The 20,964-nt window shown below is 67.5% G+C and carries 19 protein-coding genes and 4 pseudogenes; 14 read left to right on the plus strand and 9 right to left on the minus strand.

From position 1 onward, the window contains the following. The 3 genes from KVT44_RS53715 to KVT44_RS53725 form a co-directional block, all read right to left on the minus strand. On the minus strand, positions 1 to 823 hold an 823-nt coding region (locus tag KVT44_RS53715), incomplete at its 3' end, for an acetylserotonin O-methyltransferase (RefSeq protein WP_254651144.1). 206 nt (positions 824 to 1,029) lie between these two features. After that, positions 1,030 to 1,446, minus strand: coding sequence for an organic hydroperoxide resistance protein (locus tag KVT44_RS53720; protein WP_217576309.1), 417 nt, complete (start codon positions 1,444 to 1,446; stop codon positions 1,030 to 1,032). Between the two features lie 84 nt (positions 1,447 to 1,530). Then, positions 1,531 to 1,827 carry a putative quinol monooxygenase gene (locus tag KVT44_RS53725; protein ID WP_217576311.1) on the minus strand — a complete coding sequence of 99 codons (297 nt, stop codon included), beginning with the start codon at positions 1,825 to 1,827 and terminating at the stop codon, positions 1,531 to 1,533. Positions 1,828 to 1,938: 111 nt separating this feature from the next. Between KVT44_RS53725 and KVT44_RS53730 the strand changes: the two genes are divergently transcribed. The 6 genes and pseudogenes from KVT44_RS53730 to KVT44_RS53760 all read left to right on the plus strand — a co-directional run bounded on the left by KVT44_RS53730 (position 1,939) and on the right by KVT44_RS53760 (position 7,573). Continuing rightward, entirely contained in the window at positions 1,939 to 2,901 is a 963-nt protein-coding gene (locus tag KVT44_RS53730) for a GlxA family transcriptional regulator (protein ID WP_217576313.1), read from the plus strand. Between the two features lie 973 nt (positions 2,902 to 3,874). Next, on the plus strand, positions 3,875 to 4,495 hold the full coding sequence (locus tag KVT44_RS53735; protein WP_217576315.1) for a hypothetical protein: 621 nt from the start codon (positions 3,875 to 3,877) through the stop codon (positions 4,493 to 4,495). 7 nt (positions 4,496 to 4,502) lie between these two features. Continuing rightward, entirely contained in the window at positions 4,503 to 5,570 is a 1,068-nt protein-coding gene (locus tag KVT44_RS53740) for a DUF4331 family protein (protein WP_217576317.1), read from the plus strand. A gap of 127 nt (positions 5,571 to 5,697) precedes the next feature. Beyond that, on the plus strand, positions 5,698 to 6,240 hold the full coding sequence (gene def, locus KVT44_RS53745) for a peptide deformylase (protein ID WP_217576319.1): 543 nt from the start codon (positions 5,698 to 5,700) through the stop codon (positions 6,238 to 6,240). A gap of 101 nt (positions 6,241 to 6,341) precedes the next feature. Continuing rightward, positions 6,342 to 7,197 (plus strand): annotated as a pseudogene (locus KVT44_RS61340) (aromatic prenyltransferase). Between the two features lie 82 nt (positions 7,198 to 7,279). Continuing rightward, entirely contained in the window at positions 7,280 to 7,573 is a 294-nt protein-coding gene (locus KVT44_RS53760; RefSeq protein WP_254651145.1) for a methyltransferase domain-containing protein, read from the plus strand. Between the two features lie 369 nt (positions 7,574 to 7,942). Here KVT44_RS53760 and KVT44_RS53765 read toward each other — a convergent pair whose 3' ends face one another. Then, on the minus strand, positions 7,943 to 9,913 hold the full coding sequence (locus KVT44_RS53765; RefSeq protein WP_217576325.1) for a pentapeptide repeat-containing protein: 1,971 nt from the start codon (positions 9,911 to 9,913) through the stop codon (positions 7,943 to 7,945). 199 nt (positions 9,914 to 10,112) lie between these two features. On the opposite strand from KVT44_RS53765, the pseudogene KVT44_RS59590 reads away from it, so the two are divergent. The 3 genes and pseudogenes from KVT44_RS59590 to KVT44_RS53780 form a co-directional block, all read left to right on the plus strand. Beyond that, positions 10,113 to 10,178: pseudogene (locus KVT44_RS59590) on the plus strand (hypothetical protein); the annotation flags it as partial. A 468-nt stretch (positions 10,179 to 10,646) separates the two neighbouring features. Further along, a complete protein-coding gene (locus KVT44_RS53775) occupies positions 10,647 to 11,057 on the plus strand; it encodes a VOC family protein (RefSeq protein WP_229889549.1) in 411 nt (136 codons plus the stop codon). A gap of 43 nt (positions 11,058 to 11,100) precedes the next feature. Beyond that, positions 11,101 to 11,463 (plus strand): DUF488 domain-containing protein, encoded by a 363-nt coding sequence (locus KVT44_RS53780; RefSeq protein ID WP_190174020.1) that lies wholly within the window; start codon positions 11,101 to 11,103, stop codon positions 11,461 to 11,463. A 630-nt stretch (positions 11,464 to 12,093) separates the two neighbouring features. On the opposite strand, the gene KVT44_RS53785 is transcribed toward KVT44_RS53780, so the two are convergent. Continuing rightward, positions 12,094 to 14,349, minus strand: a complete 2,256-nt coding sequence (locus KVT44_RS53785) for a tetratricopeptide repeat protein (protein ID WP_217576329.1) — start codon at positions 14,347 to 14,349, stop codon at positions 12,094 to 12,096. A gap of 262 nt (positions 14,350 to 14,611) precedes the next feature. Continuing rightward, positions 14,612 to 14,758 (minus strand): hypothetical protein, encoded by a 147-nt coding sequence (locus tag KVT44_RS53790; protein WP_190174022.1) that lies wholly within the window; start codon positions 14,756 to 14,758, stop codon positions 14,612 to 14,614. 113 nt (positions 14,759 to 14,871) lie between these two features. Here KVT44_RS53790 and KVT44_RS53795 point away from each other — a divergent pair, with 113 nt between their 5' ends. After that, complete coding sequence (locus tag KVT44_RS53795) at positions 14,872 to 15,180, plus strand: hypothetical protein (RefSeq protein ID WP_217576331.1); 309 nt, start codon at positions 14,872 to 14,874, stop codon at positions 15,178 to 15,180. Positions 15,181 to 15,465: 285 nt separating this feature from the next. Here the strand turns inward: KVT44_RS53795 and KVT44_RS53800 are convergent, their stop codons facing one another. Next, positions 15,466 to 15,972, minus strand: a complete 507-nt coding sequence (locus KVT44_RS53800) for a hypothetical protein (RefSeq protein ID WP_254651146.1) — start codon at positions 15,970 to 15,972, stop codon at positions 15,466 to 15,468. Positions 15,973 to 16,082: 110 nt separating this feature from the next. Then, complete coding sequence (locus KVT44_RS53805) at positions 16,083 to 16,784, minus strand: SMI1/KNR4 family protein (RefSeq protein ID WP_217576333.1); 702 nt, start codon at positions 16,782 to 16,784, stop codon at positions 16,083 to 16,085. 253 nt (positions 16,785 to 17,037) lie between these two features. On the opposite strand from KVT44_RS53805, the gene KVT44_RS53810 reads away from it, so the two are divergent. Together KVT44_RS53810 and KVT44_RS53815 are read left to right on the plus strand one after the other, a co-directional pair. Next, positions 17,038 to 17,532 (plus strand): GNAT family N-acetyltransferase, encoded by a 495-nt coding sequence (locus KVT44_RS53810; RefSeq protein ID WP_190174025.1) that lies wholly within the window; start codon positions 17,038 to 17,040, stop codon positions 17,530 to 17,532. A 139-nt stretch (positions 17,533 to 17,671) separates the two neighbouring features. After that, a pseudogene (locus KVT44_RS53815) lies at positions 17,672 to 18,642 on the plus strand (IS701 family transposase). Positions 18,643 to 18,706: 64 nt separating this feature from the next. On the opposite strand, the gene KVT44_RS53820 reads toward KVT44_RS53815, so the two are convergent. Continuing rightward, entirely contained in the window at positions 18,707 to 18,925 is a 219-nt protein-coding gene (locus tag KVT44_RS53820) for a group II intron maturase-specific domain-containing protein (protein WP_254651147.1), read from the minus strand. A 63-nt stretch (positions 18,926 to 18,988) separates the two neighbouring features. Between KVT44_RS53820 and KVT44_RS53825 the strand changes: the two are divergent. Beyond that, positions 18,989 to 19,652, plus strand: a pseudogene (locus KVT44_RS53825) (IS21 family transposase); the annotation flags it as partial. Next, positions 19,649 to 20,422, plus strand: coding sequence for an IS21-like element helper ATPase IstB (gene istB / locus KVT44_RS53830; RefSeq protein WP_217576337.1), 774 nt, complete (start codon positions 19,649 to 19,651; stop codon positions 20,420 to 20,422). The pseudogene KVT44_RS53825 and the gene istB, both read left to right, overlap by 4 nt. The last annotated feature ends 542 nt before the right edge of the window (positions 20,423 to 20,964 follow it).

Below are 20,964 nucleotides of genomic sequence, written 5' to 3' on the forward strand. Positions count from 1 at the left end.
GCCCCCCCTTCGCCGGTTGTGCCCGCGAGTTCTGAAGGATGCGGCCGCAACTGGCTTCGTCCGAGTCGTGCAGGATGTACTTGAGCACGTAGAGGTCCGCCGGCGGAACCGACTCGAAGAAGTCCCCGCCGACGGTGGTGAAACGCTCGTCGAGCCCCTCGGCCTTGGCGGCTTCGGCCGCGGCGGGGGCGACGTGGGGCAGGTCGGACACCCCGCCGTGGAGTTCGGGGTTGGCCCTCATCATGGCCCGGACGACGTCACCGCCGGCTCCACCGATGTCCAGGGCTAGGTTGACGCCCTCGGTGTCCAGCACGGCGGCGATGTCGCGGGCGGAGTCCCGTGACAGATTGCTCATGGACTCGGTGAAGGATGACGCCTCGTCGAGGTGCTTGGCGAAGTAGTCGAAGATGTTCGCCTCGCCGTGCGCTGCGGTGACCTGGTGCCGGCCCGTCCGGACGGCTTCGGGGAATCTGCCCCACGACAGCCAATGGCCCGGTGCCGACTGGGAGATGGCGAAGTGCCGTAGCGAGTGGGGGTCGTCCTGCTGCAGCGTGCTCAGCAGGGACGTGCCGGTGAAGTGACGTCCGTCTTCGGAGGTCATCAGCCCCAGGGAGGCGCAGGTGCGCAGCAGGCGGCGGGTCGCGTCCGGGTCGGTGGACTCCGCCTCGGCGATCGCCTCGGCGGTGTCGGATCCGGACGCGAGGTGGTCCGCGAAGTTGTACAGCGCGGCTGCCCGAACCGTCTGGGAGACCCAGAAACCCGTCACCATGCCCATCATTCGCTCATAGTCCTGAGCCTCCGCCGACGCTCGTACGCTGGTCAAATCAGTCTCCTCTGCAGGACGACGGCATGGCGCCGCCGTCACATCACGTAACCGCGGAGCCGCCCGTCGGGCGACACCGCTCATGGCTGGGGGCCGGCACGGTTGCTTCGTGCCGGCCCCCATGGCCCTTGAACCGGAAGTGGGTCGGTGCTGAACCGGAAGTGGGTCGGTGCGGCGGTCGAGTTGCGTTGCGGATGGGCGAGCCTCTACTCCACGACGAGTTCGACCGGGATGTTGCCGCGGGTGGCCTTGGAGTACGGGCAGCCGGCGTGCGCCTGCTCGACCAGCTTGCGGCCGGTCTCGTTCCGCAGGGCCTCGGGCAGCTTCACGCGCAGCACCGCGGTGAGGGCGAAGCCGCCGTCCGAGGCGTCCTTGGCGAGGCCGATCTCGGCGGTCACCGAGATGTCGCCGGTGGGAACCTTGGCTGCCCGGCCCACGACTCCGAGCGTGCTGGTGAAGCAGGCCGCGTAGCCGGCCGCGAAGAGCTGCTCGGGATTGGTGCCCTGGCCGTCGCCGCCCAGGGCCGGCGGGAACGCCAGGCGCACATCGAGGTGTCCGTCGCTGCTGGCCGCGCGGCCGTCCCGGCCGTTGGCGGTGACGACCGCGGTGTAGACAGCGTCCATGATTCCAACCACTTCCCTTGACTGTTCAACTGCTGTTCTGATGTGCCGACTTCAGGGGGCGGACGAGGGCTCCCGGCGCTCCGGTCAGGAGATCTTGGCCCCCAGCAGGTCGATCCGGGCGATCACCGGCGCCGCGCTGAGCTTCGTCTGCGCGGCCTCCCCCAAGGCCGCGGCGATCCGGCCCGACAGGTGTTCCTGGCGTCCCTGCTCGTCCTCGAAGGCGTCGAACACCCCGAAGATGGTGGCGCTCTCGCGGAACGCGAACCACGCCACGGTGCCGTTCTCCTGTTCGGCCAGCTCCTGCGCGCCACGCAGCATCGCCGCCACCTCGTCGGCAAACTCCGGCTTGGCCTCGATGCGTACCAACAGACCGACCTTCATGTGACCACTCCTTGCGTGAGGACCGCCGGTCTCCCGGCGCACAACGAACCTATGGCGGCGGCTGGCGATCACATCAGCGGCAGAAGCGACACGGTTGATAGTGTTCCCGCCATGCATATAGCGGTCGTCGTCTACGACGGGGTGTTCGACTCGGGGCTCTCAGCCATCCTCGACGTTCTGGACAACGCCAACGCGCTGGGCGGGCAGATCCACGAGTCGTCGCCCACCTGGAACGTGACGCTGGTCGGCCCGGCTCCGCAGGTGCGGACCGGGGCGGGATTCCTCGTGGCGCCCGAGCCACTCGAACAGGCAGACACCGCGGACCTGTTGGTCGTACCGGCACTCGCGGGGAGCGACCCTTCGGTGCTGCTCGATCATGTGGGTGGCGAGACGTCCCTTGCCCTCCGCGATCTCATCGCGCGCACCCGCGACCGAGGCGCGACGATCGCCTCGGCGTGCGCGGGTACCTTCCTGCTGGCCGAGGCGGGGGTGCTGGACGGGCTGCGTGCCACGACGACCTGGTGGCTGTCGCCGGTGTTCCGGGACAGGTATCCCAAGGTCGAACTGGATCACAGCCGGATGGTCATCGGCTGCGAGGGCATCATCACCGCCGGTGCCGCTTTCGGCCATGTCGATCTCGCGCTGGCGATCGTCCGGGCCGGCAGCCCCGCGCTCGCCGACCTGGTCGCCCGCTATCTCGTGGTCGACGAACGCCCCTCGCAGGCCGCGTACACGATTCCCAGCGCGCTGGCGCAGAGCGATCCCACCGTCGCGGCCTTCGAGCGCTGGACCCGCGAGCATCTGGCCGAACCCATCAGAATCCCCGAGGCGGCCAGTGCCATCGGCGTCAGCGAGCGGACCCTGCAGCGTGCCGTGCAGCGCACCGTCGGAACGTCCCCCATCCGGTTCGTCCAGGACCTGAGAATCGAACGCGCCTCCCACCTGCTGCGCACCACCGACCTGTCCATGGAAACCATCTCCAGGAAAGTCGGCTACGAACACCCCAACACCCTGCGCGTACTGCTCCGCGAACGCACCGGGAAGACGACATCAGCTCTCCGTGGCAGCAGGTGACCCGGCACCTCCGCAGAGGACGGAACGCTACGAGCGGCCAACCCGACCGCGCTCCGCGACGGCCCATCCAGGTCGGGAACCGGCTCAAGCTGCACCGCGGCGTCCCTGATGCTGAAGGCCGGGGACAGCCGCCAGGTCGTCGTCGAGCGCAGGCCGTCCAGGATCACGGCCTCGACCAGCGGACGCATTCCCGCCCACGCCAAGGCGATAGGTGTGCCGTGCTCGCGCGTCCGGGCCAGCAACTTCTGGGCGGGCAGCGACGGTTCTGAGTCGACATAGTCGGCTGCCTCGGCGGGCCGGCGGACGGCCCGTAACGGGAATGACCAGCAGGCCGGCCTCCTCGATCGGCTCGGCGCTCACCAAGTGCCCGGCGGGGGGCAGCGGATCGCCGAATTCCCGGCCCGTCGCGTGGCGTTGTCCAGCGCGTCGAGGATTCCCGCGAGCCTGGTGTCGACACACGGTCGTAGACGAGTACCGCTCCCAGCATGGCGGAAACGCTATGACCAGTGTCGTACCTGCCGCTGACGTGCCCACCGATCAGCACCGTAGGTTCGTGTCGAGCCGGTGATCCGGCCATTCTTCATGAGGAGCGACGGTGAAGATCGGTCTGCTGGTGCCTACGCAGCGAGGGCCGAATGCGCCGACGGGGCGCAGGCCGTGCTGCGCGGCGCGCAGGAGTCGGCTCAGCGGGAGCGGCACACGGTCACGCGGTTCGGGTTCCGTCAGGAGGCCACTGCCTTCGGAGTGTTCGACGTCCTCGACGCCGAGCTTCCGCGATCGAGGAGATCACTCGCACGGCACAGACCCTGGCTTGTGAGATCAGCGAGGTCGGCCTGTCGAGCGTTGCCGGCCGGGTCAGCCCCGGGCCACTGCCCATTTCCGAGTTCCCGCAGAACGACAGCGCCTATGGCCGGACCGGGCGCTCACAGCGTCGGCGGCTTGTGACCAGTGCGAGAGAGGAACGTGAACGAACATGATCAAAGGCAGACGAGCGCGTGCGGAAACCGAGGGCGCCGACGTCACGGAGGGGGGAACCCTGGGCCGTCGCGGCGTTCTTGGCGGTCTCGCCGCCCTTCCTGTCCTGTACGGCATCGGTTCGGCCACTTCTGCCGTGGCCGCCACGGCGGCGCGGCCGGACAGCCTCCCGAAGGCCACCGGTGACCTGGTGCGTGGAACGGAGCGGAGGTACCACGCCCCGCTGCTGGCCACGGGAACCCGTCTGTTGCTGCCCACGGGCATCAAGGCCGTACCCGTCCAGGACTACTACCACGGTCCGCACCTCGCGTCGGCCCAGTCCACGTGGCCGCACATGACGGCGACCGACGGCACCACGGTCGACGCGTCGATCATCCCCGAACGCGGCGCTCCCACCCGTATCGCGATCCTGAGCGGCTTCACCGAGGGCTGGTACGAGCTCAGCCACGTGAACGGAAGAACCGACCGCGTGACGTGGGATGCCCGCAAGCTGCCGTTCCTGTGGTTCTACACCGAGTTCGGCGCCACGAAAGAGGCTCCGTACCACAACTGGTTCTACACGCTCGCGCTGCAGCCGCTTTCCCGCAATCCGTACTCCCCCAACACCCAGATCCGCTAGGAGCACCATGTCCCACCACTTCGACTACCCGGAAGACGAAACGCTGGACATCAGCGACGCCTACTGCTTTGCCGGAGCCGGCGACCGCCATGGCCCCCGCACGGTATTCGGGATGAACACCTCGCCGACGTACGGCAAGCCCTGGAATCTCGCGGGCTACTACGAGCTCAAGATCGACACCAATAGCGACTACGTCGAGGACATCACGTATCGGGCCACCTTCCCGATCGGCTCCGACGGCACGCAGTACGTGCAAGTGGAGCAGCTCACCGGCGCCGCAGCCACTGACCGCGAGGCCTCGGGCACGATCATCACTCCCCCCAACGCGCCCGTCGGAGAGGTCGTCGAATGCCGCCACGGCATCAAGCTCTTCGCCGGCCAACGCCGCGACCCGTTCTACAACTTCATTCCGTTCCCCGTCGCTACGACGAAGGCACTGGCGACCGGTACCTTCCCCGACTTCGACGCACTGCGTCCCGCCCACGACGATTTCGCGAACACCAGCGTCAGATCCTTCGTGCTTGAGGTACCCGTCGAGGTCACGGGGCACGGCCGGGTGCACTTCTGGGCGACCACCGCGTACTTCGACAAGGGGCACAGCACCTGGGTCCAGCTCCAGCGCGCCGCAGAGCCCAACATGACCACCTTCTTCGACTTCGCCAATGGCTCGGCACACGTCGACTACAACGCCTCCGTCCCAACGGACGACCTCGTGGGCCGGCCCGCCCACCCCGCGACCGATCCCGCCTCGGGAATCTGGGGTCAGGTGCGGGACAACATCGCGGCGGTCGTCGAGGCCGGCGGGACGTACGGGAAACGTCCCCACCGCTTCCCGACCGCACGGGCTTACGGCGCGTGGGCGGCGGACACGCTGCTCCCGAACGTCCTCACGTTCACACCTGGAACCGTCGCCGACTGGGACCCGTGGTGCGACCTTCATAACGGCAAGGGCGTGAGGGAGGACATCGCGTCCAACATCATCAAGATGATCGTGAACCAGGACTTCTCCTCGGGACTCAGGCACGGTCCGCTCCTCGACCACTTCCCGTACCTCTCCGAGCCGCCGGTCTCCTGACCCGTCGTGGTGGTCGCTGAGGCGCACCTGGACAGACTGGGGATTCAGAACAACAGGCGGTTCCGTTGATGAATGCCTCATCACCCCCGAAAACAGATGGTGTCCGTTCGATGAGAAAAAGGTTCATATGACGGTTGTGCCGATCAGGGAACTCGGTGACCCGGTTCTGCGGGAGTCGGCCAAGCTGGTGACCGACTTCGACGGTGAGTTGCGCAGATTGGTTGGCGACCTGCGCGAGACGTTGAGGGACAGCGGAGGCGCCGGGCTTGCCGCGCCCCAGCTCGGTGTCGGGTTCCGCGTGTTCGTCTGGAGCCCCAAATTGTCCGACGGCGGTTTGGACCACCTGGTCAATCCCGTTCTAGACTTCCCGGACGAGAAGGAACAGGACGGCGTAGAGGGATGTCTGTCCATCCCCGGCGTCTACCTGGATACCAGGCGTCGGATGAACGTCGTGGCGAAGGGCTTCACCAGGCGGGGCGATCCGGTTCAGGTCGTCGGGGACGGACTACTGGCCCGCTGTATCCAGCACGAGGCTGATCACCTGGACGGTGTGCTGTTCATCGACAGGCTGACTCCTGCGCAGCAGGAGCAGTGGATGGCCACGCTGCGCTCGGCTTCCTGGTTCGACGGGAATGCCATCGCGAAGATCAAACACTCACCACACGAGTAGAGCGCGGCCGACTGTGCGGAAAGCGTCTCAACGTCGCTTTCCGCACGTCTGTCGTCCTGCTGACCTGCGTCCCCTGAAGCCATACAGGAAGAAGGATCACCGTGCGTTCTTGTGAGTTCTCCCAGTCGCGATTTCTGGAGGACATCCGCACTACGGCGGAAGCGATCGCGGCACCCTTCTCCTACGCAACGACTCGCGCGGTACTGGACGCCTACGGCCCGGCGTTCAGCGAGGGAGCCGTCCTGTTGCGTACCACTGACCGGACCGGCGACGACCTGAACTACCGTTTCTACGCCGGCGCCCCATGGACACCGTCACCGTGGCCAGACGCGCGGGATTCATCGCGGCCGACAACGCCCTCGGAGACCTCGTACAGTCTTGGAGCGAGCTTTACGACGGAACTCCGGAGCAGTCCTGCGACTTCGACGCCGATCGTGGACTGACCAAAGCCTGGGTGTACTTGAATGGCACTCGACCGTTGGACGACGTCCTCGGCGTTACTGGCGTGCCGTCGCTTGTCGGGGAACGTGGTTCCGCCTTTCACCGGCTGGGACTGGACTACGTACGTCATGTCTCGGTGGACTATCACCGCGGGACGGTCAACCTCTACTTCAGGGCACCCGGGCCTATCAGCAAATCCAGTGCGAGCGCTTCACCGCACTGGCAGGCGCCGCTGTGCCGGACAACCGTCTCTTCAAGGATACGGCCACGTTTCTGTCCCGCGGTGCGTACACGTTCGCGGTGACTATTTCCCCGGCCACCGGTTGGATAGAGAGAGTTGCCTTCTATGCCCTCAAGCTCCCCGAAGGACGCTTCCCCACGATCGGCGGCCGTCTCTCCAGATTCTTCGAGACGGCGCCTTCCTACGACCTCGAGGTCATGAACGCCGTCGCCTGGTCCTTCGGTTCCGGAGCGGGACGTACATCAAGGCCGAGAGGAGCTACTGCGGCGATCTGATCTCCCTCATCAAGGGATGGAACACCTTCTTCAGCCAGTCGAACACCACCGATCCGGCGCTCCCGGTCCGAGGTGACGGCCGATGACAGCTACGGGGGCGCGGGCGGAGTCCGCCTACTCGTTGGGCCACTCGCCCACGGAGATGGATCGGCTTGTGCTGCAGGCCCGTTTGTACGACCCGATCACAACGCAGGCCCTGCGTCTCGCGGGGCTCAGCTCCGGGATGAGGGTCCTCGACGTCGGCTGCGGTGCTGGGGACGTGACGTTCGCGGCAGCCGGGATCGTCGGGCCCACGGGCGCAGTCACGGGGATCGGCTTGGGGCTGTGCGGCTTTTTGAAGAGGCGGAACGTCGACTTCCTGCGCCAGGAGCGCTGAAAGACGGCGTCACCGGACAGCGCGCGGCGTCGCTCTTCCTCGCGTTCCATCCATTCGGCGAGGACGCCGCGGTCGACGTACGGGTCGACGGCGGCGAGGACCAGGCGCCGGTCGGGCGAGTGCGTGCAGCACCATCTCCGACGCGACGACGCGCTGTCGCACCTCGTGGACGAGATCCCAGTCCTCTCCGGCAACGGCTGACCGAGCTCGGCCTGCGGGACCATCGTCGCCGCTTCAGTCCCAGCACGGTCAACCTTCCATGGCACACGCTCACGGTGCACTGACACAGCACAACTGTCCGGTGCCAGTGAACCTTGAGCTGTTGACAGCGAAGTTTGAGTATTTGGGGTCCCTGTGGCGCGGGTGCGGTCAGCGTTTGATGCGTCCGCGGATGGCGAGGACGGCGAGGGCCAGGAGGGTGGGTTCAAGGAGACGGGAAGCCATCTCAATGTAGGTACCGGCGGTGGTGAGGTTCTGCCCGGAAGAGCGGAAGATCACGGAATTGACGGCGACGCGGGTGCCTTTCTCGACGCGTTCCCAGGTCATGCGCTGGTCCCAGTCGCCGTGCAAGGCAGGTGCGGGGGTGCTGGTGTTAAGGCTGATCTTGCTGCCCCGGAGGGTTCCGGTGGTCGCGGGGTCAGGGTCGCGGGTGGGCAGGCCGAAGCCCACGAGCAGCAGCACGGTGAGGGACATGGCGGCGAGCAGCCAGCCCGTGGCGCGGGAGGCGCGAAGGCCGTAGCCGGAGAGCAGCCAGTAGCCCCATAGCAGTCGGCGCTCGCCTTTCGGGGTGCCGGTGCGGTCGTGGCGGCGCATCTCGCACTCGCCGTAGTAAAAGTCGGCGGCGCCGGGTTCGTTCTTGCCGTCCTCGAAGGCTTTGCGGATCTGCCGGTACAGGGCAGCAACATCCTCGGGGTCGGAGGTGAGGGCAGTGTCGGGGTGGTGCGGGCCGGTGCGCCACTGCCCGGGTGGCGGCGTCTCGCCAGGTGGGAGGACGGGTTGGCGGGCGATCTGGGCGCGCCAATGGTGTTCCTCTGCAAGGGTGCGTCGACGAGTCCAGTGCGCCGGCCAGATGCCGTGGTAGTGCCAGCCGGTCGGGGTGGAGGCGAACGCGGTGCGTCCTTCAAGGCGGAGCTGGTCGAGGTGGAAGGCCCCGGAGAACAGGCAGTCCGTGAGGTCGGTGTCGGTCAGGACCAGGTGCGCGGCGTCGACACCCTGCACCGAGGCCACCCGCACCCCAGTGGCGCCTGCCAGCAGGCTCTCGTCGATCGGCGGGTTGCCGAGGTAGGTGAAGGGGACGGGGTAGGCGGTGACGGCCACGGGAGCGGACGGTACCGCGTGGTTGAGATCCACCGCCGCGTAACGCAGGCGGATGGTCGCCGTCGATTCCCACCGGGTCCGCTCACAGATCACCTTCTGCGCCGCTATCTCCAGGGTCACCGGCGCCGTGAACACCGTGCCGGACAGGCGGACCTCGGAGGCACACACCATAGGCCCGAGAGATGACGCGCCTTCGAACCGCGCGAGGTCGAACTTGGCGGTGCCGGAGAACCGCGCCCCGCCGAACTGGACGTCGCCGGAAAACTGCGCCCAGTCGAATACGCCGTCGCCGGAGAACCGCGCATGGTTGAATCGGACGTCGCCAGAGAACCGCGTCATGCCGAAGTACGCTTCCTCGGAGAACTGCGCCAGGTCGAACCCGGCGAGGCTGGAGAACTGCGCTTCGCCGAACCCGGCGCTGAAGAACTGCGCCTGGGAGAAGTTGACGGCGGAGAACTGTGCCTGGCCGAACTCGGCTCTACCGAGGAAGCATGCCTTAGAGAAGTCGACGTGGCCGGAGAACTGTGTCCCCTCGAATTCGGCGGGGTCGGCCCACGGGTTCTTGCCGAACCATGCGTTGCGGGAGAACCGCGTCCTACTGAAGTCGGCGGCACCGGAGAACCGTGCCCCATTGAAGTTGGCGTGGCCGGAGAACTGCGCCCCATCAAACCTGGCGAAGCGGGAGAATCGCGCCCCGTCGAACTTGACGGCTCCGGAGAACTGCGCCTCGCTGAACAGGGCCTTGCCGAGGTTGGGGGTTCTGGTGGCGGGGTCGCGGAGGGCGTCGAGCAGGGTGGTGAGGAGTCGTCGGGTGGACGGGGTACCGCGATGGTCAATGTTGGCGCCGGGGGTCAGGCCAGCCAGGTAGGCGGTACGGTCCGGGTCCGAAAGGTGAGCGAGACATACCGTATGGCCGGGGACGTGGATGCCACGGCAGCCGACGGAGCCGGTGGCGGGGTCCGCGCCGTGCGCGCAGCGCGGCCAGGAAGGCGCCGAGGGTGTGCGCGCCGGTGGGGTGCTCATGAGGTGGCGGCTCCATAGGCGTTCCAGACATCCACGCTGTTGCGGATGGAGTGGGCTTTCCCCGCAGAAGCGGAAGAAATCGAGCCACTTGCCGCACCGGGCAGATCGGGGCACCTCGCGGTGACGAGAAGCTGCTCAGACTTCGTTGATACTGCCGCGCGGCCATCAACCTGCGGTGACATTGGTCAGTCAGGAGTCGATGTACGTCCACACCGGCGACTGCTGGAAGGCGGGGAAGCGTTCCAAGGGCGTCACGACGGCACTGCGCGCACTCACCGAGGACGGCGCACCAGCCTGCCCGCACTGCCGGCCGGACACCGCGCTCGTCAACATCCTGCTGCCCCTCGTTCACCCACGCATGGGCCACCCCAGACCAGCGCACCCCACGTCTCGCACTACTCGAACCACCCGGCTTCCTCATGCTCAACTACGGCCCCAGCACACCCATCGTCACCCTCGCCGCGCACCTCGCCTACGGAACCATCATCGGAGGCTTCCTCGCGTGGCCAGGCCGACCACCCCCAGCCGACACCGTTCACGGTCTGCTACGCCGATCGGCCAGGAGGAGGCGGGCCGGGTAGCGTGGAATCCGGCCCAGGAAACCGGGAGAAGAGCCCTCGTACCACAGTCGAAGGCGGAAGGGTCCCCCATGACGCACCCACAGGAAGCGCCCTCTGGCCCGCACAGCGCACCGGCCCCGGCGGATTCGGGGTCGGCCGGTGGGGGACCGGATATGCGAGGGCCGCGGCTGGCCTCGGTCGTGGTGTTCGTCCACGACCACGACGCATCTGCGGACTTCTACCAGGAGCTGCTGAACATGGAGGTCACAGTACGCACCGCCACCGCCGCCCTCCTCGTGGGCCACAATGGTTTCCAGGTGTATCTGCGCGCCGTCGGACCGCACGCGCCCCACCCGGCGGGCCATGTCGGCGCGCAGTACGTGATCTGGACGGCGGACGGCCCCGACGACTTCCAGCGGTGCGAGCGCGTGCTCAGAGCCCGGTCCGGCCATGTATACACAAGGGAGGCTGAGGGATTCACCCTTCTCGAGGGCATGGACCCCAGCGGTCTGCCGGTGCTGGTGGCCTATCCGGGGCCGGACGAGGTGGCACGGCTTGAGATCATCGCCCGCTACTACGTGTGATGCCGAAAGAAGCGGAGTACCCAGCTCACCAGGAGGTTCCTCCATGGCACGCAAGAAGACCGTGCACGTCCGTAGGGTCTACGAGGCTCCGGAGCAGGCCGACGGCACCAGAGTGCTGGTCGACCGCATCTGGCCACGGGGAATGACCAAGGAGAAGGCCCATCTCGACGAGTGGTGCAAGCAGGTTGCCCCGTCCACGGAACTGCGCAAGTGGTACAGCCACGACCCGGAACGCTTCACGGAGTTCAGCCATCGCTACCGGGCCGAACTCGAAGATCCCGAGCATGCAGACGCGCTGGCTCACCTGCGCGACCTCGCCAAAGACCGGACTTTGACGCTCCTCACCGCGACCAAGCAGCCCGAGATCAGCGAAGCCGAGGTGCTGGCCGAGCTGCTCCGCGGGTGACCACGGGTCCAAAACGCACCCTTGCGTCAACGGAAACTTTGATCCCCCAGTGTCACAAGTGCGCGGCCACGGGCAAATGACCCGCTCAGCGGTGCGCCGCGGCACGACCACCACCAGCCGCGGTGCGGCCAGGACGCTCATCGCCTGGTCGATGTACTCGAACGACCCGAACAGATAACGCAGCATCGGGATGGCGCAGATCTCCGGCTCATCCGAATCCAGGATGCCGCCGGCCAACTCCAGGTTGATGGCCTCCTTCTCACGCTCGTGCTCGTAGTCGTTGAGAAGCTCGTCGGCCATGTAGTCCGGGTTACGCGACCAGAAGTCCAGCTTCTGCAGGCGCCCCTCAGCACGCAGCACAGCCACCGCATTCCTCGGTGCGGCCTGCTGCTCTGCCTCGTTCAACGGATCAGACACCGCCGCGATGAGCAGCAGAAGCCGAATCACGTCGGAGAAGCGATCGCCCCTCGTCATCATCCACTCACATACCGTAATGACCCGTGCTGTGGTTGATCAATGCCCCTGCAACGGCTACTCAGACCGTCGAGCGAGCCCCCTGCTGGTCGCTGGCGGAGCCGGCCAGGAGGACGACGCGGGACCGTCCCGCTCAGCAGCGGGCTTGTCGAACAGTCAGCCGACAACGCGGTCGGCCTCGTCGTTGCGGCCCTGGTAACGGAGCACGCTGGCCAGGATTTCGCGACTAATGGCGGTCTCGGGGTGAGCCGTGCCCAGGACGCGGGTGCGGCCCTCCAGCGCGATGCGTGCCTCGGCCTCCGCCTCCCCGTAGCGCTCGAGCCTACGGAGCAGAATGCCGAGGTTTGTATGGCTCTGCAGGACGTTGGGGTGCTTGGGACCTAGGAGCCGGGTCTGGACGTAGAGTGCGGCACGCATTTCTGCCTCCGCTTCCTCCAGCCGACCTAGGCCTTTGAGCGCATTGGCGAGCAGGCCGCGGGCGATGATGGTCCTGGGATGTTCGGGGCCCAAAGCGCGGGCCAGGCCCTGCAACGCAACCCGCAGTTCGGCCTCGGCCTCCCGGTACTGGCCCAGGAATTCGAGGGTCGTACCGAGGCCATAGCGGCTGGCCAGGGTGTGGGGGTGGTCAGCGCCCTGAACCCGGGTGCGGGCATCCAACACCTTGGTGTACTCGGCCTTCGCCTCTTCGAGCCGGCCCTGCTCTCGCAGCGTAGCCGCCAGAAGGCTGTGGGTCGTGAGGGTATCGACATGGTCCGCCCCCAGGGTGCGGGTGAAGGCCTCAAGCGCGGCGCGCCCCGCGGTCTCCGCCTGTTCATACTCGCCGCAGCCATACAGCGCACTGGCCAGGATCGAGCGGCTAGCCAGCGTATCGAGGTGCTCGGGGCCCAGAGCCCGGGTGCGCATCTCCAGTACGGCGCGGGCCTCGGTCTCGGCCTCTTCAAAGCGGCCGAGCTCGCCAAGGATCACCACGCGGTTGCTGCGGTAGGTCAGCACAGAAGGGTGCTCGGAACCTAGGTCGGCGCTGATCAACGCGTGTGCCCGCTCGAAGGCCCGCGCGGCGAGCTCGTAGTGGCCGTAGTCGTAGGCCATGGCGCCGATCTGTCCGGCCTCGGTGGCGTCGCCCTGGGCCAGCGCAGTGGTGAGGGTCTGCTCGGGAACACAGTTTTCGGGCGTTGCGTCCTGCTGGGTAGCGTCGACCAGATAGTCGAAGACCTCCACGGCCGCTGGTTCGCTGTCTGGGTCAGTGCTCGGTCGGATGAGCGCTGTCGTGGCGCGTCGCGGGTGCATGGCCCAGGCCCAGGCCTCGTCGAGGGGTTCCGGGCCGAGCCGGTTTCCGCCTCGGCGCGCTAGATAGCGTTCGTGCAGGGACTCCAGCAGGGTGCGCGGCAGCGGCCGGGTGAGTCCAGCGCGGCGGCAGTCGACCGCAGCCGCGATCAGGGCCGCTGCTCGTGGGTGGCCGGCCTCCCAGGCGTTCTCCCAGTCGTTGAGGAGCTCGGGGCCTGCGGCCAGGTATTCGGCGAGACCGTACTCGTCGGCGTGGTCGAGCGCGTCGGCGATCCGCTGGTCCCAGGCGCGGGTGAGGGCCCGCTCTCGCTCCGCGGACGTCAGGGGGCGCCTGAGCCGCAGTTGGGTGGCCTGCTCCAGTACGTTCCTGGCTTCCGCTGTGTCCGTCGTGTCGGGATGCGCGGCGTCGGTGTAGCGGGCCATCTCGGCCGAGCGGAGCGTGGCGAGTACGACACGGTGGTGGCCGCTCCCGCCGATCAGCCGGGCGACATTGGTCGAGGTCAGCCCGTCGGACCCAAGGAAGCGCTCGGTGTTGTCCAGCCACAGCACGCAGCGGGGCAGCCGAGCGGCCCGCTCGATGGCGTCGGCCAGCACCGACTTGCTGCGCGGGGCGATGAGGGTGTGATCGGAAAGCGCGGCCCGCATCGCCTCATACGCGGCCCGGGACTTTCCAGCCATCGACTCCCCGACCAGCAGAACGAAACCGCCGGCGGCCAGCAGCTCGACCAACCGGTCGTGGATGTCCCGCGGCACATAGGGCGGGACGCGGTCACTGCTGCCGGCCGCATCCACGCGCCCGGCCGCGGCGCCAAGGGGATCCGCGTGCCGCGAAGGGTGCACGCCCAGATCCAGCACCGGGTCCGTGATCTCCCGGACCCTGCGCAGCACGGAGTCCCTGACCAGCGCGCGCCCGCTGTCCTCGCCCCGCTCCCGCGCCCGCCGGTAGCTGTCCGCGAGGCCCGGCGCGAACACCCCACCGACCGCGGCCACCACGACGCCCAAACCCAGCAGCCACCACAGCCGAACTCCGGCCGCGGCGAGCACCGCGGGCACCGCGACTGCGAGAGCGGCGGTGACCGCGGCCGCCATCAGACGCGGTGGTGTCCAGATACGACTCGTCGGTGTCATGACGCACCCCCGGACCGCATTGTCCAGCCAACTCGAACTGCGTGAGGAGATTCCCTGCATCTCCACATCTCAGCTGAACTGGTCGCCGCAGGTCCGGAATCCGACTCGGGGCCAGAGCGGGCGGGACCGCCCCACCCGGACAAACCCCACTGCAAATCTGCGCGCCAGCGCCGTACCGGGGCGGCGCCTGACTGCACAACGGCAGAGACCCGCGTCCCCCGGGAGGGGTGCGCGGGTCTGTCTCCGTGCTGCAGCTGCTGCCCTATAGCTGCGGGACGGTGCCGAACTTGGCGCCGGCGTCGGTGGGCTTGGGCCCGTCCGTCTGCTGGAGCGGATCCACCGCGACCTGCACGCCCACATCGGCGGCCCTCCCGCTGACGACGCCGCCATAGCCCGTATGTCCGCGCACGGCGAGCCGCTCCTCCGGGCCTCGACATGGGCTCCCTACTCAGACGGAACGCGCCTCGCACATAAGTACGCGCCCCGATGCCCGTGGCAGCCGGCGCTGATGAAGTGGCTCTCATGACGACGCAGAACGCCGCGCCTCAGCGCCGAGCAGACCACCCGACCTGGTGGAGGATCCCCCTGGTGGCATCCGCGCTCGGCCTGCCGGTCGTCGCCCTGGAGTACGGCGCGATCCGGGCGCAGGCGGGCATGGGCCAATACGGAGCAGTTCTCTGCTGGGCCCTCGCACTGTTCGCCGTGGCCTGGGCCCCGCCCCACCGCCGCTCGTTCAGAACGCTCCGCATCCTGGCGAGTGGAGCGGCACTGATGATCACACTTCTGCCGGTGACGCTCCTGCTGCTACTGGGCGTGATGCTGCCCGGTTGACGCGCACGCCACGAATTCCGTCCAGGAGGTCGAGGAGCTATTCAAATGGACGAGCGCCTGGAGGGCCAGGACGAAGCGGCGGTACAGGACACCGTTTGGGGCTTGCGCGCGGTGTTCTACGGGCGGGATCCGTAGCCGCCGACGACGTGATCCCCGTCGTCAGACGTGGGGCTGGTCCACGCCGTCACTCGTGTCGTTGTAGGCGCTGAGGTAGGCGAGCCTCACGTGGCCGGTGCCGGGGTCGAGCCACAGGGTGCCGGAGGAATCGCGGGCGAGGACACGTTCTTACTCCCAGAGGTCCTCGGCCTCGTTGCCGGAAGGGTCGGTCTCCAGGAGGCTCTCGTGGAGACCACCGATGGAGCGTCCGGTGGGAGTGCCGTCCCTGGTGGTTTCCTGCAAGCACCATCCCGGCAGGGAGTCATCGTCGAGATCTGATGCGAAGCCTTCATCAAGCACGTTCACCACGGCCGCGATCGTCTCGAAGGCAGCGGCGCGTGCGACTCGGGCGATGTCAGCCCGGTCAGCACCGGAGGCGAGCAGCCGGTGGGTAGCAGGAAGCGCGTCAATCGCGCGTGGTTGTTCCCACTGGTTGATGGCTTCGGACCAGAACCTGCGCAGGATGAGGTAACGGGCCATCTGGGGGATGCCCTCTGTGACCTGTGAGAATGCCCATGCCAGCGGCTCGTCGGCGCCGAGCTCGGTGAATCGGTTGTGGAGGGCCTGCGCCGCATAGCGCTGGTCGTCATCGAGGCCAGCCAGGTAGTCGGTCCACATCTGGGCCCAGTTCGTCATGGGCAGAGCATGCCGGACATCCGCGGCGCGGATCGGGTTCAGGACGCTTCTTAGCGGCGCAACCGGTCGCGTTCGGCGGTCACGCAGCGTGCGGCCAGAGCACTGACGGCTCACGAGCCGAACCAGCGCAGCCAGATGGGCACGTCCGTCCCTGCGTGCCAGCGGTCGTTTGCCGCACGACGCAGTTCCGGGGTCGTCAGCAGCTCCTCGCGGGTGAGCCAGTCCAGGTACCACTCGCGGAAGGAGGCTGGCTGTCCGTCGTCGTTCAAGAGCGGGTTGAGGCGATCGCAGGTCGCGCGTCCGTCGAACCACATGGCACCACGCATGGGTCCGCTGACCACGAGGAGGGTGTAGAAGCCGCAGCCGTCATCGCAGAGAGGAACGGCCCCGGCAGTCCGCGCGTCCTCGACGGCATCGGCCGTCTCCAGCCACGCGTCGTGATCGGCTTGGTAGGCCGCAACAGAGGCGTAGTCCCCCTCCTGGGGTTCGGTCAGCCAAAGATCTTCGCTCGCTGCGAGAGCGGTGTCGTGGTCCGGGAACGGAACATGCAGGTTCGCACGGTCCGCAGGCTGGTCGCCGTCCCAGCGCCAGCCACGCTGATCGACCCGAAGCCTGCGAACCCGCCCGCCGGCACTGACGCGCAACAGGTACTGGCGATAGTCGTCAGGGAACACCACACCGAACTGTTCCTCGGCCTGACGCACCTGAGCCTCACTTAGAACCGGCGGGAGAACAGCACTGGCCTTCGATCCCTGCCGTGCGTAGAGAGCGATTGTCCGCTCCCGGGCACCACTCCAGTCCATAGTCTGCATGCCCGGCAAGATAGCCCGTCGGCCAACGACCCTTCAGGCGGCCCTTGTCGGATTCGCCGAGTTGCAGCTGGGTGTCCTCGCAGTTGACCTCCCATCTCGCGGCGGCAAGGAGATGACCGGGAAGCCCAAGATCACGCTCTACGGCTGGAGTACTAACTCCAGCCGTAGATCGTTATGTGCCCTGGTCTTGGGGCTGTCTACCACTGGCGGAAACTCAGGTGGCCTCAGCGCACGATCTGGGTAGAGTCGGGCAATGCCCGAGCTGAAGCGGCTGCATGCCGGCCACGCCCCGGCGGTCCTGGCCTTCGAACTGGCGAACCGCACCTACTTCGCTGCCTCGATCTCCGACCGCGGCGACGACTTCTTCGACCAGTTCACCGACCGGTACAACGCCTCGCTGGCCGAGCAGGAGGCCGGCATCTGCGCCTTCTACGTGCTCGTCGCCGAGGACGGCTCGGTACTCGGCAGGTTCAACCTGTACGACTTGGAGGACGGCACTGCCAGACTCGGCTACCGGGTCGCGGAGCGGGTCGCCGGCCGCGGCGTGGCGACCGCGACCGTCCGGGAGCTGTGCCGGATGGCGACAGCGATGCACGGCCTGCTCACACTGCGGGCGGCCACCTCCCACGACAACGCCGCGTCCCAGAAAGTCTTGGCCAAGGCCGGGTTCGTCTCGGTTGGCCCTGCCACCCCGGCCGATCTCGGCGGCAAGTCAGGCACTTGGTACCAGCGCGACCTCCAGCCATAGACCTTGATCTTGCTCGTGGGTCGGCTGCGGGAAGGCTGCGGCCACCGCTGATCATCGGTGTGTGAAGACTAACGATCTTGCGATGGCCGCAGGTCACAGCGTGGACCCTGCTCGCTGGCAGGAAGCGTTCGAGGGCCTGATGAGCCGGATAGCCGGCCGGTTCGCCCGGGTTGAACCCCGGCGTCGGGTACGGGATTTGATGCTGGGGCTGCTGTCGGACCTGCCACGCAAAAACTGTTGGAGCATCGCCGAGTGGGCCGGAGAGGCCACCCCGGACGGCATGCAGCACCTGCTCGGCCGGGCCCGATGGGATGCCGACGCCGTGCGCGATGACGTGCGCGAGTACGTCCTGGAGCATCTACACGACGAGGGTGCAGTGCTGGTGGTCGACGAGACCGGGGACGTGAAGAAGGGCACACACACCGTCGGCGTCCAGCGCCAGTACACCGGCACCGCCGGGAGGATCGAAGACGCGCAAGTCGCTGTCTACCTCGTCTACGCGGGACTGCGTGGGCACGCGGCGGTGGACCGGGAGCTGTACGTACCGCACTCCTGGACGTGCGACCCAGATCGCTGCCGAGCCGCGGGCCTGGACGGGGACACCGTCTTCGCGACCAAGCCGGAGCTGGCCGCCCGCATGATCGGCCGATTTCTCGATGCCGGGCACCGCGCCGGCTGGGTCGCGGCAGACGAGGTCTACGGCGGCAACCCAAAGCTGTGCTCCGCGCTGGAAGAGCGCCAGGTCGGCTACGTGCTCGCCGTCGCCTGCTCACATGAAGCCACCACCGGCGCGGGGAAGTTCCGCGCGGATGCCCTGGCCGCGAAGGTGCCCAAGCGGGCCTGGCAGAAGCTGTCGGCTGGGGCCGGTGCCAAGGGGCACCGCTTCTACGACTGGGCGGTCATCGATCTGGCCGAACCCCGCCCCGGCGCCCCGCACCTGACAGACTTATCCCTCTCACCTGCAACGAGATCCAGCGACTGTTCATCACCTTGGTCGTCCGGCCCGTGCGCGAGGTAGCCCACCGGCTCGCCTGGTCCGCCTGGCGACGCCGCCACCACGCCCGAGCCCAAGCCAGTCATTACCGACGACAAGCCGCGAATCAGACATGAAGATCACGATCTACGGCTGGAGTAATAACGGTCGCCCGTTACACGGCTCTTGTCGTCCTGGTCATCAGACCAGTGAGGCGTCCACGGTGAGGCGCCAGTGCGCGAACATGCGGGGGGATCGCTGCACGATCTCCCGCAGTTTCGCACTGGCCTTCCGCTTGGCCTTGAGTCGTTTGTACTTCTGGCGGATCCAGCGCACCAGGTAGGCGTTGATGCGCATCCAGAAGGGGTGCGGCTCCCACGGCCGGAAGCGGCCGAAGTAGTTGATCCAGCCCGCCACCATGGGGTTGACCCAGCGGGCGAGCTCGTTGAAGGACAGATCGGAGCGGGTGTGCAGCTGCCAAGAAAGGGCCGGGTCGAGCGCCAGGTCCTGATCGTCCGCGACCACGTCCTGGCTGGACGCGCCTTCTCCTCCATCGAGGAACTGAACGCCGCCTTCACTGCCTGGGTCCCGCTGCGGCGGGCCAAGGTCCATGGCACTCACGGCGAGGTCATCGGTCTGCGGGCGGTCCGCGACCACATGGCTCTCCGTCCCCTGCCGGCCACCCCATACGTGGTCACCCAGCGGCACCTTCGCTATGTCGGCAAGGACTGCCTCGTCGCCTTCGAAGCGAACCTCTACTCGGTGCCGGCTCTACGGATCCGCCCGCGGCAGCTGGTCGAGATCAGAGCCACGAAGTCCCAAGTCACCCTGCATGCCACCACACCCGATCGCCAGGGAGAGACCCTGCTGGCCACCCACCCGCGGGCAGTTGGCCGAGGCGCCCGGGTCGTGGACGAGCGGCACTGGGACGGTCTGCCCACCGGAGCCGGCCGCCGGGTCACAGCGGGCGGAGACCTGCCCGCACCCCGCCGGCAGGACGGCGGAGCGGAGGCGGGATCGCTGTTGGCCTTGCTGAACCGGGCCGCGGCCACCCAGGTCGAGGTCGGCCGACGGCCGTTGTCGGTCTATGACGAGCTGACCGGCACCCGCCTTCACCACCCACCCGAGCACGAAGGAATCGTCTTGAGCGAGCTGGTCTCCACCCGCATCCGCAGCACGGCCGCGAAGCTGGGCCTTCCGCACCTGGCCGAGGCCCTGACCCAGTACGCGCAGCGGGCCGATGAGGCCAAGATGGGCTACCTCGACTTCATCGACCTGGTTCTGTCCGAAGAACTCGCCGTCCGTGACGACCGCCGCTTCCGTCAGGGCCTGCGGCTGTCGAAGCTGCCGCACCACAAGACGCTCGATGACTACGATTTCTCGTTCCAGCCCGAGTTCGACTCCCGCAAGGTCAAGGACCTTGCCACCCTCTCGTTCGTCGAGGCCAAGGCCAACGCTGCCCTGCTCGGGCCGCCGGGGGTGGGCAAGACGCACATCGCCGTCGCTCTCGCGGTCGCGGCCCGCCGGGCCGGCTACTCGATCTACTTCACCAGCCTTGACGACATGGTCCGCAACCTCACCGCCGCCGAAGCCGCAGGGCGCCTGACCAGTAAACTCGGCAGCTACCTACGGCCAGCCGTTCTCGTTCTGGACGAGGTCGGCTACCAGCCCCTCGCCCGCGCGGAAGCCAACCTGGTCTTCCAAGTGATCTCAAAGAGATACGAAAAGGGCTCGATCATCCTCACTTCGAACAAGACCTTCAGCGAATGGGGAGAGGTGTTCGGCGATGAGGTCCTCGCCACCGCCATCCTCGACCGCCTCCTCCACCACTGCGGAGTCATCTCCATCAACGGCCCAAGCCACCGACTCAAGAACCGACTCGCCGCCATCCAACGCGATCGCAACGACGCAGCCTGACACCCGGTTGGCGAGAGGCCCCAGCTACTTGGGCGGGCGCCTTCTACGGGCAGTGGTCCAGCGGGCATTGCGAGCCGCCGACGTGCCTCTGAGAGCCGCGAACTCGTTCGGCCCCCGCACGAGTCGGCATGCGCCGGTGTCCTGGTCCACGAGGATGGGCCAGTTTCCGCCCACTCGGATCGGACGCCCATCTTTGCCCTTCGCGGTGGGGTGCCAGGTGAAGCCGAACATGCCCGTGACGGCCGGGGTCGCCCACAGGCCCAGCTCAAAGGCCCATTCATCCCACTGCTCGGTCAAGCCACGACCGAACTCCTCTGCGAGCCGCCTCGCCTCGCTCTCCTCCAACAGGACCCCCTCCTACGGCGTCTGAATTCACAGGCAGACCCTACGAGAGAGGGCTCGAACGTGGTGCACGTATCTCTGTACTTGCTGGAGCAGCCAGAGGAGTATGCCGACACCGCATAGGGGTCTGGTGCACGATCGGGTGACATCTGAACTGGCTTGCCCTGCGGGGCGGGTGGGAAGGATGTCGCTGTGCCCAA

Source organism: Streptomyces sp. GbtcB7, from assembly GCF_019091445.1.
GTDB classification, from domain to species: domain Bacteria; phylum Actinomycetota; class Actinomycetes; order Streptomycetales; family Streptomycetaceae; genus Streptomyces; species Streptomyces mirabilis.